The 13931-nt window shown below is 71.1% G+C and carries 13 protein-coding genes; 7 read left to right on the forward strand and 6 right to left on the reverse strand.

Features of this window, described 5'->3' with window-relative positions; genetic code table 11:
• Both GF068_RS30345 and GF068_RS30350 read left to right on the forward strand, forming a co-directional pair.
• Entirely contained in the window at positions 1–330 is a 330-nt protein-coding gene (locus GF068_RS30345) for a hypothetical protein (RefSeq protein ID WP_153822986.1), read from the forward strand.
• A gap of 38 nt (positions 331–368) precedes the next feature.
• The gene (locus GF068_RS30350) at positions 369–1052 is read left to right on the forward strand and encodes a hypothetical protein (protein ID WP_153822987.1); all 684 of its coding nucleotides are present in this window, start codon (positions 369–371) and stop codon (positions 1050–1052) included.
• Between the two features lie 6 nt (positions 1053–1058).
• Here the strand turns inward: GF068_RS30350 and GF068_RS30355 are convergent, their stop codons facing one another.
• Positions 1059–1802 (reverse strand): class I SAM-dependent methyltransferase, encoded by a 744-nt coding sequence (locus tag GF068_RS30355; protein ID WP_170319757.1) that lies wholly within the window; start codon positions 1800–1802, stop codon positions 1059–1061.
• A gap of 114 nt (positions 1803–1916) precedes the next feature.
• Here GF068_RS30355 and GF068_RS30360 point away from each other — a divergent pair, with 114 nt between their 5' ends.
• The 3 genes from GF068_RS30360 to GF068_RS30370 are packed head-to-tail and all read left to right on the forward strand — an operon-like array spanning position 1917 to position 4048.
• A complete protein-coding gene (locus GF068_RS30360; protein WP_153822989.1) occupies positions 1917–2231 on the forward strand; it encodes a hypothetical protein in 315 nt (104 codons plus the stop codon).
• Positions 2232–2279: 48 nt separating this feature from the next.
• Positions 2280–3257 (forward strand): aldo/keto reductase, encoded by a 978-nt coding sequence (locus tag GF068_RS30365; RefSeq protein ID WP_153822990.1) that lies wholly within the window; start codon positions 2280–2282, stop codon positions 3255–3257.
• Positions 3254–4048: a phytanoyl-CoA dioxygenase family protein gene (locus tag GF068_RS30370; RefSeq protein WP_153822991.1), complete on the forward strand. Its 795-nt coding sequence runs from the start codon at positions 3254–3256 to the stop codon at positions 4046–4048. Before GF068_RS30365 ends, GF068_RS30370 begins: the two co-directional genes overlap by 4 nt.
• Positions 4049–4088: 40 nt before the next feature.
• On the opposite strand, the gene GF068_RS30375 is transcribed toward GF068_RS30370, so the two are convergent.
• From GF068_RS30375 to GF068_RS30390, 4 genes are all read right to left on the reverse strand, one after another.
• Positions 4089–4562, reverse strand: a complete 474-nt coding sequence (locus GF068_RS30375) for a hypothetical protein (protein ID WP_153822992.1) — start codon at positions 4560–4562, stop codon at positions 4089–4091.
• A gap of 66 nt (positions 4563–4628) precedes the next feature.
• A complete protein-coding gene (locus GF068_RS30380; protein WP_153822993.1) occupies positions 4629–5843 on the reverse strand; it encodes an alanine racemase in 1215 nt (404 codons plus the stop codon).
• Between the two features lie 5 nt (positions 5844–5848).
• Positions 5849–7891 (reverse strand): hypothetical protein, encoded by a 2043-nt coding sequence (locus tag GF068_RS30385; RefSeq protein ID WP_153822994.1) that lies wholly within the window; start codon positions 7889–7891, stop codon positions 5849–5851.
• Between the two features lie 40 nt (positions 7892–7931).
• Positions 7932–9686, reverse strand: coding sequence for a DEAD/DEAH box helicase (locus tag GF068_RS30390; RefSeq protein WP_153822995.1), 1755 nt, complete (start codon positions 9684–9686; stop codon positions 7932–7934).
• 233 nt (positions 9687–9919) lie between these two features.
• Between GF068_RS30390 and GF068_RS30395 the strand changes: the two genes are divergently transcribed.
• The gene (locus tag GF068_RS30395; RefSeq protein WP_240807599.1) at positions 9920–11107 is read left to right on the forward strand and encodes a type 1 glutamine amidotransferase domain-containing protein; all 1188 of its coding nucleotides are present in this window, start codon (positions 9920–9922) and stop codon (positions 11105–11107) included.
• On the opposite strand, the gene GF068_RS46530 is transcribed toward GF068_RS30395, so the two are convergent.
• Positions 11060–12331: a ferritin-like domain-containing protein gene (locus GF068_RS46530; protein ID WP_153822996.1), complete on the reverse strand. Its 1272-nt coding sequence runs from the start codon at positions 12329–12331 to the stop codon at positions 11060–11062. The genes GF068_RS30395 and GF068_RS46530 overlap by 48 nt on opposite strands.
• Before the next feature lie 411 nt (positions 12332–12742).
• Between GF068_RS46530 and GF068_RS30405 the strand changes: the two genes are divergently transcribed.
• On the forward strand, positions 12743–13927 hold the full coding sequence (locus GF068_RS30405; RefSeq protein ID WP_240807601.1) for an imelysin family protein: 1185 nt from the start codon (positions 12743–12745) through the stop codon (positions 13925–13927).
• Positions 13928–13931 lie beyond the last annotated feature (4 nt).

Below are 13931 nucleotides of genomic sequence, written 5' to 3' on the forward strand. Positions count from 1 at the left end.
ATGGCCCTGTCGCCGCTCCTCCAGGCCCTGTGCGACGTCGTGCGCCCGGAGCTCGGGGCCGTCCCGGCCGTCATCCGGCTCGAGGAGGCCGATCCAGGCAGCGCCTGCCCGCCCGCCATCCATCACCGCCTGCACCAGGCGCCGCCGCGTATCCTGTACCGCGGCCTCATCTTCCGCGGGAAGGGCGTCGCGGAGCCACGCGGCGGGCAGATGCGCGCCGTCTGCCCTTACAGGCAACACCCCGTCTGGCGAGACCTCGGCATGGCGACGCTCCCGGCCATCCCCGAGCGCGACATCTCCTACTTCTGCGCTGGCATCACGCCCGCGTAGTTTCCGGCGTGGGCACACCCCGTGCTAAACGCCGCCGCATGTTCCGAACCACGCTTGCCCTCTCCGTTTCCCTCGCGGCGCTCCTCGTGGCCGAGGCCGCGTCGGCGCAGACCGTCGACCCTCCCGCCGCAGGGAGGCCCGTGAACAGCGGCTTCGCGCTCCAGACGAGCCTCATCAGCACGCCGCTCCTCATCGGGGACGACGATCTGCTCGGGTTCCCGTCCTTCGAGGGCGGATTGACCGTCGGGTACAAGTTCGATCGTTTCGTGATCGGCATCGGCTTCGATTTCTCGAACTGGAGCGATACCTCCACGTTCCAGAGCGTGGACCCGAACACGGGGCAGGAGATCGAGGCCACCCGGACGCGGCGGCTGTATTCGTTCGTCGTGGCCCCGGAGTTCCAGTTCGCCCTCGCCCGGTCGAGTGATCGGCGCGCGGAGCTCTTCGGCGCGGTCTCGGTGGGCCTCGGGACGTGGGACGCGGTGACGACGCGGGATCCCGAGCCGGCGCCCGGGCCCGTGCCCAACGACGATCTGCGCCTGCGCGTGCGCTGGCGCGCGGCGCCCGGCGTGCGGTACTGGGTCCATCCACACGTCGCGATGAGCCTCGTGACCGGCATCTCCGGCAACTACATGATCACCGAGCCCGACTCCGGCCCCGGCGGTGACACAATCGGGCTCACTGCGCTGTATACGCAGATCGGGTTGCTCGGCGTGTTCTGAGGGGGTTCACCCCCGCTTGACCGCCGTCACGAGCGGGCGATCCTCCTCCGGATCGAGGTCCGCGAGCTCCCACTTCGCGACCTCCGGCTCGAACCCCGCCTCGCGCATGGCCGCGAGCATATCGTCGAGGTGATAAAGCCCGACCCGGTGGGTGTCGGTCTCCACGGTGACGCGGTCGCCGTCGCGGATCAAAAACACGAACGTGCTCTCGAACCAGGTGTCCGTGGGGTCCGGATCGTGATCGACGTACATCGTGGAGACCGTCCGAGCGCCGCGGGTATACGTGGAGCAGGTGGTGCGATTCTGATGGAAGCACCGCCGGATCTCCTCGGGGAGCGTGACCATCACGCCGCCGGGCCGGAGGTGCGCGGCGGCGGTGCGATACGCGGCGAGCAGCTCATCGAGGGAGATCATGTACGCGGAGGCGTCGTGCAAGAGGACGGCGTCGAAGGTGCGGCCGAGGCGCAGGTCGCGAATGTCGCCGTGCAGATACTCGACCTCGGGGTTCAGCTCGGCTGCGTGGGCGCGCATGTTCGGGCTGAGGTCGACGCCGGTGACGCGGTAATGCTGTTTCAGGTGCACGTCGATCGAGCCACCGCCGGAGCCGAGGTGGAGGAGGGTGGCGCCGTCGGAGACGCCCTTTTGCTGGAACCGGCGCCGGAAGGTGGCGACCTCCTCGGGATATTCTTCGGGCGGGCTGACGAAGGGCCAAACCCAGGCGAGATCGTCGTAGAGGCGAGGGGAGGACATGGCGGGACATGATGGACCGCGCGGGCGCGGAGGGGCCATACAAAAGCAAGAACGAGTGAACACGCCGTTGACGGCGGCCGGCCAGGCCCGAGGTATTTCGAGGGGAGGTGGCCGATGAAAGCACGTCAATGGGCGAGGATCCTGGCCTGCGTGGCGGGAGCGGTGTGCCTGGGCGCGGCGAGCGAGGCGCGCGCGGAGGAGGCGGAGGACGTCGACATCGAGGAGGAGAGCGCGGCGCTCGACGAGGCGGCGGATGCGCTCGTCGCGCAGGGGATCTGCGAGGTCTGCAGGAGGACGTGCGCGCGGGGGAGGTGCTTGCCGATCTGCGCGCGGATCCGGTGCGCGGCGCCGGATTGGCTTCGGCGGGACGTGGTGGATCCGCCGCCGTGGCGGTGGAGGGATAGGTGGCCGCGGACGCTGCCGAGGTGAAGAGCTCGCGCTACCCTCCGCGCCGCTCCTGCGCTACGCCTCCGCGCCATGTCCTCCCTGCTCGCGCCCTGGACCCGCCCGCGGGATCCCGCCGGAAAACCCCTGCTCGCCGTCGGCACCATGAACTTCGGCAAGCGTACGCCCGAGCCCGAGAGCATCCGGCTCGTGCATCACGCGCTCGACCGTGGGCTCACGCTCTTCGATACGGCCAACGCTTACGTCGACGGCAACGCCGAGCGCATCCTCGGCAAGGCGCTCGCAGGTAGGCGCGAGCGGGCGGTCGTCGCGACCAAGGTCGGGTTCGGGAGGATCGCGGGCAAGCCGGAGGGGCTCGGGCGGGCGCGGGTGCTCGCGGCCCTCGACGAGAGCCTCACGCGCCTCGGGATGGAGTTCGTCGACGTGTATTATCTCCACGTCCCGGACCACGCGACGCCCATCGAGGAGACCCTCGACGCCGTGCAGACGCTGCTCGAATCCGGGAAGATTCGATCGTGGGCCGTGTCGAATTACGCGTCCTGGCAGATCCTCGAGATGCGGTACATCGCCGAGAGGCGCGGCATGCCGAGGCCCGTGATGTCGCAGGTGCTGTACAACGTGCTCATCCGGCAGCTCGATCTCGAGTATTTCAAGTTCACGAAGAAGTACGGCGTGCATTCGACCGTGTACAACCCCCTCGCGGGCGGGCTGCTCTCGGGCAGGCACGCGCCCTCGGCCGAGCCGCCGAAGGGATCGAGGTTCGAGAAGAATCCGCTGTACCAGCGGCGGTACTGGACGGACCGGTTCTTCGCGCTCGCCGCTGCCTATCGTGAGGTCGCCGAGGCCGAGGGGATGACGCTCGTTGATCTCGCTTATGCGTACGTCGCGAGCACGCCGGGCGTGGACTCGATCCTCGTCGGGCCGGGCACGATCGCGCACGTCGACGCCGCGATCGACGCCTGCGCGAAGGAGATCTCGCCCGAGGCGCGGCGGCGCATCGACGAGCTGTACCGCGATTTCCAGGGGACCGACGCGAGTTACGCGCGATGAATTTCCTCGCGGAGCAGGCCTCGGCCCTCGACGTGAAGGCGGCCCTCGCCGCGCTCGCGGAGAGCGGGTTCGCGCGGCTCGGGCGCGTGCTTTCGGACGAGGGGATCACCACGCTCGCCGCGCGGGCCGAGGATCTCATGCTCGGGCGCGTCGTGCACGAGGGGCTGTTTTTTCAGCACGACGCGGAGAGCGGGCGGTACGAGGATCTCGAGCGCGGCAAAGGGTGGGTCGGGCCGTCGATCCATTATCGGAAGCTCGAGAAGCTGGAGAAGGATCCCATCTTCCGCGCTTTCCTCGGCAATCCGTTGTTCGAGCGGATCACGCGGGCCCTCTCGGACGGGGCCATCACGCTGTATCGCGCGGTCCTGTTCAACAAGGCGGCGCAGGCCGGGACGGCGCTGCCCTGGCATCAGGACGGGGGGAGTTTTTGGGGGCTCGATCGGGCGCCGCTCGTGCAGATATGGACGGCGCTCGACGACGCGCCGGTCGAGGCGGGGTGCGTGGAGATCGTGCCGCGCTCGCATCACGGCGGGCTCGCGACGCCACTCGGCGGGGTGATCCCGGCGGAGGTCGTGCGCGCGGCCGAGGCCGAGGCGCGTTCGGTGCTCGTCCCCGCGCGGGCAGGGGACGCGCTGCTCATCCACAACGACGTCTGGCACAGGTCCGGGATCAACACGACAGGCAAGCCCCGGCGCGCCGTCACCGTGTGTTACCTGCACGGCGAGACGCGGTGCGTGCGCAAGCGGAGGGCGCCGCGGAGGTTCGAGACGGTCTTCGAGGCGCCGCGTTAGCCGCGGCGGGGATGGACGTTTTTACTGAATGGCGGGGGCGTTATCGGAGAAGCGCGGGGGAAGCGGCTTCGAGAGCCCTCGCGAGCTCGTCGGGCCTCGCCGAGCCGTGAACACGCCACGGCTCGTTTCGTGAATCCCGCTTGAGCATGAACGGGACCTGCTTGCCGTTCGTGTTCCAGTCCTCCGGGACCGAATAATGCTTCGGCCTGGAGGCTCCACACGGCTTGACGAGGAACACGTCCAGAAGCCGCATCCCTGGCTTCGAAAAGAGCCCCTTGTGATCGTACTCGACGCTGCAGGCGTCGAGAGCACGCAGGGCAGCCGCCGCCCGGGCGAGGCGCGGCGACGCGTTCACGTCGACGAGCGTGTCCCGCTCTTCGAGCCATTCACGGAGCCGCCCCAGAACAAAGACGAAGGAGACGCTCCCGACGAGCAAGAGCAAGATCCCGACGACGTGAACCGCCTTCAGGGGACGCGAGGCGCCACGCCTGACAGCCCTGGATCTACGCGCCATGTGCAGAACTCCTCACGTGAACCTCCCTGGTTCCGGGGATGTCGATATCACGCGAAACTCGCCCCCTCAATGAAAACACTCGCCCGCGCCGCGGTAGGTAAGCGCGCGGGACTCGACGTGGTCGCCGCGGACGAGGAGGTAGTCGCGGAAGAAGGTGGCGAGCTCGCCGGCCTTGGCGTGGCGGAAGAAGACGGGGTCGCCGAGGGCGAGGGTCACGTCGGGGGGGACGGCGAGCGGGGTCTGGACCTCGCCGGCGCCTTCGAGATCGAGCAAGGAGAGGCACTCGGGGAGCCAAGGGATCGGGAGGCGATCAGGGCCGGCGGCGCCGGAGGCAATGAGGCCGCCGCCCTGGCAGGTGACGAAGCCGGGGGCGGGGCGGCGCGTGACCTGGAGGGCGAAGAAGGCGGCGGGCTCGGGGCGGAAATCGTCGTAATGGTCGAAGAGGTGGCTGCCGAGGAAGCCGGAGCCGACGGTGATCTCGGTGAGCGTGGCGTCGCCGAGGGAAAACGCGACGCTGCCGGTGCCGCCGCCGTTGAAGAGGGGGATCGGGAGGCGACGGCGTTCGAATTCGGAGGTGATCTCGCGGCGGAGCGTGGTGACCGCGGCGCAGGCGAGGCGCTTCATGGCGCGCTTCGCGCCGGGCGGGAGAGGGCCGAGCGGGGTCCGGTCGGGGAGGCCCGCGATATGCGCCTCGTAGCCGAGGAGGCCGGCGAACTCGAGGTGCGGGGACGAGGCGATACGCTCGGCGAAATCGGCGACGTCGCGGGCCTCGTGGAGCGGGCTCCTGCGGACGCCGAGGTGGACGCGGCCGCCGAGGCGGCGGAGCGAGACGTCGATGTCGACGACGACCGGAATACGGACGCCGCGGGGAGCGGCGGCGGCTTCGAGGATCGTGAGGTGGATGGGCTCCTCGACGGTGATGGAGATACGTTTGCCTTCGTGGTTGGCCTCGGCGAGCAGGCGCGCGTCGGCGGGCTGGGCCGTGGGGTAAGCGACGAGGATGTCGTCGAAGCCCTGGGCCGCGAGGTAACGGGCCTCGGCGGGGGCGTACGCCAGGAGGCCGCGGAACGAGGGGCCGGCGCGGCGCAGGATGTGGCGGACGAGATCGACCGATCGAATGGATTTCGTGCCGATCCGGAGCGTCTTCCCGCTGCCGTGGAGGCGCGAGACGACGGCGTCGACGTTGGCGTCGAGGGCGTCGAGATCGACGAGGGCCGTGGGCAGAGGTTCGCCGGCGATGGCCTCGCGATAACGATCGTAGCGGGCTCTTCGGGTCTCCATGGCATTCACTCGCAGGGCGCGGAGACAGGGGCGGACGTCGGGACGCGCGGGAGGCCTTTGGCAAGACTCTCGAGGAAACACTGCATCTGGTGCTTCGGGCCTTCGGTCTGGAAGACGACCTCGTGGCCATCCTCGACGCCGTCCTCCGCGTGTTGCACCACGACCGCCGTGGAGCCATTAAAATTGCCGGCGGCGGGCAGGGGGATCTCGGCGCGCCCGCCGAGCGAGAGGAGCGCGGAGAGCGGGGTGTAGGCGGCGAGCTCGGGGTGCGAGGCGTCGAGCGCGGGGCCGGCGAGGTCGAGGCCGAGCGAGAGGCTCATGGGGTTGGCGATGGGCGGCAAGATGTAATGGTCGACGATGCCCTGCATCATGAGGACGTGCCGCGGCGCGCCCTCGTTTTCACGCAGGACACGCGAAGCATAAGGCTGGACGTCGGCGGGCTCGCCCGCCCACTGGAGGAGGTTCAGGAGCGGATCGACCTCGGTGAGGGAATACCCCGTGCCGCTCACGCCGACGAGGGACTCGGCGAGCGGGCGCGTGGCGAGGGGTTTTTGCTTGTGGACGATGTTCGCGAGGAAGCTCGCGCCCGCGCCGCTCAGGAGCAAGGCGCGGACGCGAGGCTCGAAGGCCGCGGTGAGCGGGACGATCGAGGCGCCCATGGAATGGCCCATGAGGGCGAGGGTGTTCGTGTCGAATCGAGCTTTCCCATCGGCCGAGGTGGCGCCGGGGCAATCGGCGACGTCGATGTCGATCGCGCCGAGGACATGCGCGAGCAGGCCGAGCTCGGCGGCGGATTGGCGGATGTTGTCGCGCAAGGCGACGGGGTTTCCCACGTTGAAGACGAGGAACTGCTCGTCGCCGCCGGTCTTGTTGCGCAAGCCGCCGTGGGGGCCGTCGACGCTCCCGCCCGCGAAGCCCGCGCGCGCGAAGGTGAGCGCAGGGCCGGCGCCAGGCTCGATCGCAGGGCCGCCGGGCTCGGCGCGGACGCCACGATCGACGAGCGGCCGCTCGCCGCCCGCGCCGGTGCGCGAGAAGAGGACGATGGGGTATCCCGCGGGAGGCATCGGGCGGCGCGGGACCGTGATGACGAAGTTGGCCTCTTCGTGTCGTTGCAGCACGGGTTTGCCCGCGGCGTCGAACGCCCAGCCTCCGCCCGCCGAGGTGTACGGGGGTTCGCCGCTTTGATAGACGGGCATGCCGATCGTCGTCTCGTACACGCAATAATCGTCGAAGACCTCGTTCCGGACGAACGGCGTCGTCGGGGCGGGGAGCGGCAGGGCGAGCATGGCCTCGGCCACCTTCGCGTAATCGTCCGTGGGCGTGGCCGTGGTGAAGACCGTGAGCGCGGCGATTTCATCGGCGGAGATGCCCGCCTCGGCGAGCGCGCCGAGCGCCTTCGTGTACACGGCGAGCACCTCCGCGCTCATGCCGGCCGGCGCCTTACCAGCCCGAAGATCGGCCATCGCCGGGGAGACGCCGATCGGGGCGCCGTCACGATCCAGGAGCGAGGTCCGGACGACGGCGGCATACGTGGTGTTCGGGCGGAGCGGGACGCCTTGCACGGGGAGGAGGGCGAGCAGGTGGGGCGCGCCGTACGGGCCGCCGTCCTCGAGGAAAGACGCGGAGATGGGGTGACGGCGGAGGGAATCCGGGGCCGAAGCGGAGACGTCGATCAGCAGGGCAGGGGATTCGGGGGAGAGGCTCTCCGCCGGGCCGAGGAGGTTTCCCGCCGGCAAGGCGCCGTCGAGCCCGAAGTAAATGGCCGTCGTGGTGCCGAAGCCGCGGACCTCGGCAGCGAGGTCGATCATCTGCGCGGCGATGCCGTTGTTCGACGGGTTCGGGAAAGCCGAGAGGTCGGCCGTGCCGCTCGTCGTGAGGCGCGCGTCACTCGGGAAGGGCGCGCCGAAGAAGCCGCGCTCGCCGGTGAGATCGTGGAGAATTTGCGTGCGTTTCGGGTCCGGAGGGTCCGTCCCCGAAGGGCCGCAGCCGGCGGCGGCGAGGAGCAGGGCGGCGACGCAGCGGCGTGTGCAGGCGAACGGGCGCGGCATGAAGGCCACTTTCGCCGTGGCCGGCGCCCGTGTCCAGGGACTAGCGCGTGAGAGACTGGTTGCGGAAGCGACGCGGGCGCTCGTCGGCGCCAAGGGGCCCGCGGCCGTGGGGGCGCGGCGCGGGGCGGGCCGGGGCCGCGCCGTTCGCCTCGGGCATGGGCCGGATACGAACACGCGGATCCCGCTCGTCCGGGCGCGCCGCCGAGCGCGCGAAGTCCGAGGCGACGGGCATCGCGACCTCCACGCTCGACGAGAAGTCGCCGACGTGGATGGCGCCCACCTGATCGCTACGAATCCCGCCGCGCCGGCACACGAGCGCGAGCAGGCGACGCGGATCGGCGCCGTGACGGCCACCCCAGCTCACCTGGAAGGGGACAAACGCGCCCGCGTTCGGCGCAGCCCGATCCCGCGAGGCGCGAGGCTCCGGGGGACGACGCGGGAGCGGCTCGTGCGGGACGAGCGCGGTGACGGGCAGCGGCGCCGAGGGGCCGGTGTGCCGGGACCGGGCGAGCAACGTGGTGACGAGCGCAGCCGGATCCATGTCGGCGAGCAGCGACGCGGCGAGGGCCTGGAGCCGCGGATCGGCAGGCTCGGCCGCGGGGGCGCGTAGCTCGGCGGCGAGGCGGGCGTCGGCCTCGCGCAGGACGTCGTCGGGCGAAGGCGCCGGCGACCAGGTGGCGCGGATGCCGCCGCTGCGGAAGAGGCGAGCCACGTAGTCGCGGGCCTGCGGCGGGACGAGCATCACGCTCGTGCCCTTGCGCCCCGCGCGGCCGGTGCGGCCGCTCCGGTGGGTGAAGGTCTCCGGGTCGCTCGGGGGATCGGCGTGGATGACGCGACCCACGTCGGGGATGTCGAGCCCGCGGGCAGCCACGTCGGTGGCCACGAGCGTGGTCACGGCGCCCGAGCGGAAGGCCGCGAGGGTGCGGGTGCGCTCGCGTTGCTCGAGCTCGCCGGAGAGCGCGCGCGCCGAAAAACCGGCCTGCCCGAGGCGCTCGGCGAGCTCGGCGGCGCCGTCGCGGGTGCGGACGAAGACGAGCGCGCGGTCGGCGGGCGCGAGCAGGAGCAGGTTGATGACGGCGGCGTCACGCTCGTCGGGCTTCACGAGGTGGGCGACGTGCGTGATGTCCTGGTTCGCCTCGCCGAGGCTCGTGCCCTCGACGGCGACGGCGTCCCGCTGGTAGCGGTTCGCCAGGGCCGAGACCTCGCGCGAGAACGTGGCCGCGACGAGGTGGGTGCGGCGCTCCTCGGGCATCTTGCCGAGGATGGTCTCGAGCTCCTCGCGAAAGCCCATGTCGAGCATCTGATCGGCCTCGTCGAGCACGGCCGCGCAGACGCGTGAGGGATCGATGGCGCCACGCTCGAGGTGGTCGACGAGCCGGCCGGGCGTGCCGACGACGACGAGCGGTCCCTGCCGGAGGTTGTAGAGCTCTTGCGGGATGCTGGTCCCGCCGGTGACGGCGCAGACGCTCGCGCCGAGGGGGCGGAAGAGCCACGAGAGCTCACGAGCGAGCTGCGCGGCGAGCTCGCGGGTCGGAGCGATCACGATCGTGGCAGGCGTCGCGCACGCGCCGGGCGTCTCGGTCGCGCTCGCCCGCTCCGCGAGGATACGCTCGAGGTCGGGGGCGAGGACGAGGCCGATGGCGACGGTTTTTCCCGAGCCGGTCTGGGAGAAGAGGCGCAGGTCGCGCCCCGCGTGGCTCGGGTCGAGGACGGCTTCCTGGATGGGCGTGAGGGAGGAGTAACCGCGGCTCTGGAAGGCAGCCGCGAGCGCAGGCGAAAGGGAGTCGATTGTCATCGGGTCGGGAAACGAGGAACGGGGGTAGAGCTCGGTTCGTCCGAGCAGCGCCCCCGCGTGCGTGACGGAAGGCGCGCACCCTAGCAGGTCGGATGACCGATTGCCCGGAGTTTCGTCCGAAGCACGGCGCCCCTCGCCCCGGGGCCCGCCGAGAGCGCCCGCCTGCGCGGCTCCGTGGCATTCGTGATGCAATCCGCGGCTCTCCCCGTGTGTACGACGCGAGAGGAGAGACCATGCGAGCAATCGTGAGGCGAGGACTGTGGACGGGCGCCGCGCTGACGGCGGCGACCGCGACGGCCATGATGAGCTCTTCGACGATCGAACGGGGCTCGCCCTGGGCCGGCCTGAACGCGATGGCGACGGCGGCCGTGCCGACGCGGCGCGCCACCATCCTGTTCCAGCGCGACATCACGCCCCTCGGGTTCCTGCTGCTCACGGGCGGCCTGCTCGGCTGGGGGCTCGCCTACCAGAGCGTGCTCGAGCGCGCCCGGCCGCAGCGCACCCGGGCCAAGCTGCTCGCGGGCGCGCTCTCGGCCCTCGGCGGGTATGCCATCGACGCCCTCGTCCTGCCGGACCGCCTCGTCCCGAACTTCCGCCGCGCCATGGGCAACTCCGGTACGCTCGCCAAGTATCTCGCCCTGGGCGTCGCGAGTTTCCTCTCGGCCAAGCCGGCGCGACGGAAGAGGCTCGTCGGCCGGAAGGTCGCGGTGCTCGCGGCGGACGGGTTCGAGCAGGTGGAGCTCTTCGGCCCGGCGAAGGCGATCCACGACGAGGGCGGCGAGGTCGAGGTGCTCTCGCTCCGGCCCGGGAAGATCGTGGGGATGAACGTGGACGTCCCGGGGCGGAGGGTGCGCGTGGCGCGGACGATCCGGGAGGCGAACCCGGGCGAGTACGACGCGCTCTTCGTGCCAGGCGGCTTCATCGGGCCGGATTTCCTGCGGCAGAGTCAGGAGGTGCGGGAGTTCGTCCGGGCCTTCGACGCGACGGGCAAGCCCATCGCCGCGATCTGCCACGGGCCGTGGGTGCTCGCGTCGGCCGGCGTCTTGCGGGGCCGTCACATCACGTCGTGGCCCGGGATCCGGGACGATCTCGTGAACGCGGGGGCGACCTGGCGGGACGAGGCGGTGGTGCGGGACGGCAACATCATCTCGAGCCGCGGGCCGCAGGACTTGCCGGTGTTCACCGACGCGCTCGTCGACTTCTTCACGGGGACGAAGCCGACCCCCGAGCGGCCGTGGGCCCCGGCGGCGTCGTCGCCGCAGCGCAGCGCGCCGCCGGCCCTGGCGCTCGCGGGCGCGGCGCACCTGCCGAAGGTGGAACAGGCGCGCCACGCGCTCGGCCTCACGGCGGCGTTCGTGGTGGGCGTCGCGGCGCTACCCGTGCTGCGCTCGCTCGCCGCGTTCGCGAGCCGGCGCAGCTAGGCTGCAGTTGCCCAGCAGGGCCGCCGCGGCCGGACGCACCACCTCGTCCATCGCTCGTTTCATGGACGCGCGCAACACGGCTGCATCCGGCCGCCCGTGCGCCTCGAGCGCCCCGGCTCCGCCGGCCGAGACCTCGAGCCCGGCGCCCGCGGCGAGCGCCTCCGCGAAGGCCGCCTCGACGGCCTGCGTGACGGCCGCGTCCCCGCTCCGCAGGGCCCACGCCACCGCCCGCCACGCGAGCTCCGCGTGCCTCGCCTCGTCCTCGGCGATGGCGGCGAGCGCCGCGCGTACGGCGGGATCCGTGGCCCGCGCGGCTTGTTCGGCCGCGAGCAGGCTGGCGAGCGTCTCGCCGATGCAGCCTTCGCGTACGGCGCGCGCGGCGACGTCCGCGAGGTCCGCGCTCACGGAGAGCGAGCTCCCGCGGAAGGGGAAGGCGCCCGGCCCGACGGGCTCACCCGCGTAGGCCGAGGCCAGCGCGAAGGCGAGGCGGGCGTGCCGGACCTCGTCGAGCGCCGCCTGATGCGCGCGTTCGACGAGCTCGGCCGGCGCCCCCACGGCGAGCAGCTCCAGCGCGAAGCGGCCGAACGAGGCGATCGACGCGTGTTCGAGCAGGCCGTCGCGGGCCCAGGCCGCGGCGAGCAGGGCGCGCTCGTCGGGGGACAGACCGGTGAGATCGGGCGCGGGCAGCGAGGTCTCCATCCAGCTCGAGGAGCCCGGCGCGAGGGCTGCCGTGACGGCGCGCCCTTCCTCGAGGAAGGGCCGACCGGCGACGCCGCAGGTCTCGTATTGCACGTCGTAGCAGCACTGACCGTCCTGGAAGGCCCCCTCGGTCAGCACCGTGATGCTGCAAAAACCGGGGGCGGAGGCGTCCTGCACGTACATCAACGCGTCTGTTTTGGCCGGGCAAGCGGGCGCCATCGATCCCCCTGCGCCGCCGCTGCCGCCGGCGCCGCCGCTGCCGCCGGCGCCGCCGCTGCCGCTCGAACCGACGGTGCCCGTCTGCGGCCACGCGAAGCACTCCGTCTCCGTGACGAAGTTCGACCCGGAGCCTCCGAAGCCTCCCATGCCGCCTCCTCCACCGACGCCGCCCTGACCTCCCTCACCCTCCGGCGTCGTGACGTCACTGCCGCAGCCCTGTGCTGCCGCGCCCGCGCCGATGCCTGCGAGCGCCACGCCGAGCAACCGCGCCCCCAGCCGGCGCCGAAACTGGAACGATCGATCCATGACTTCTCCTTCGCGCGCCGATGCAGCCGCGATACGGGACGGATATCACGAGTCTTCGTCGGGACGGACGCGTGGCTCGCGAACACGCGCGAGAGCTCCGTTCTCATATTTGCGAATGCGCCTCGGCGTTCCCCCGTCGCCTTCGCAACCCTTGCGAACGCGAGTTGCCACACAATCGCCTCCCTGGAGACCCTTGCGAACGCGAGTTGCCACACAATCGCCTCCCTGGAGACCCTTGCGAACGCGCCTGGGGGCTCCTGCGTCGCCTTCGCAACCCTTGCGAACACGCCTGGCAGCTCCGTCCTCGCGTCCGCAACCCTCGCGGACACGAGCGAACGGGCTGGTTGTGCCTTGACAAGGCTCGCGCACCTGTGGCAATTGAAAGTCACTTTCAACTATGGAGTTCCCTACATGATGAAGCCCACCGCCTTGCGAACTGCAGCCCTTGCCGCCGCCGTGGCCGGCCTGCTCACGGGCTGCGGGTCCGAGGAGCCTGCGTCGGGGCCCCGGCCCCTCTCCGAGACCGCGCCGCCCGTCATCGAGGGCTACGCGGACCTCGTCTACCGCACGTACGGCGAGGCCGCCGGCGAGGCCGCCTCGCTCAACGCCTCGCTCGGCGCCTTCGTGGCGGAGCCGTCCCAGACCCGGTTCGACGTCGCGCGGGAGCAGTGGCTGCTCGCGCGAAACCCCTACGGCCTGACCGAGGCGTTCCGCTTCTACGGCGGCCCGATCGACGACGACGACGGGCCCGAGGGGCAGATCAACGCCTGGCCGATGGACGAGGCCTACGTCGATTACGTGGCGAGTGATGCGAACGCGGGCATCATCAACGATCCGGCGACGTACCCGATGATCGACGAGGCCACGATCGCCTCGCTGAACGAGAAGGACGGCGAGAAGAACATCTCGACCGGGTATCACGCGATCGAGTTCTTGCTCTGGGGGCAGGACATGAACGCCGACGGCCCCGGGCAGCGGCCGTTCACCGATTACGTGGTCGACACGGGGACCGCGGCGAACCAGGCGCGGCGCGGGCAATACCTGACCGCGGCGGGGAAGCTCCTGGTCCAGGACATCAGCGCCGTCGCCTCGGAGTGGGCGCCGGATGGCGGCGCGTATCGCGCCACGTTCGTCGCGCTCCCGCCCGAGGAGGCGCTGCGCCGGATCCTGCTCGGTATCGGCAGCCTGAGCGGCGCCGAGCTCGCCGGGGAGCGGATGCAGGTCGCTTACGACACGAAGGAGCAGGAAGACGAGCATTCGTGCTTCAGCGACAACACGCACATGGACTTCCTGCAGAACGCGCGCGGCATCCAGAACGTCTACCTCGGCAAGCGTGGCCAGGTTGACGGCCCGGGGCTCGACGATCTCGTGCGCGAGCGGGATCCGGCGCTCGACGCGCGGCTCCAGGCCGAGATGCAGGCGAGCATCGAGGCGATCGAGGCGATCGGAAAACCCTTCGACCAGAAGATCCTCGGCGACGACACGGCGCTCGGGCGGATCCAGGTGAAGAAGGCGATCGACGCGCTCCGGAAGCAGACGGCGACGATCGTCGAGGTCGCGACGCTGCTCGGCATCTCGCTCAACATCGAGGAGTGATCGC

This window comes from Polyangium spumosum (assembly GCF_009649845.1).
In the GTDB taxonomy this organism is placed as follows: domain Bacteria; phylum Myxococcota_A; class Polyangia; order Polyangiales; family Polyangiaceae; genus Polyangium; species Polyangium spumosum.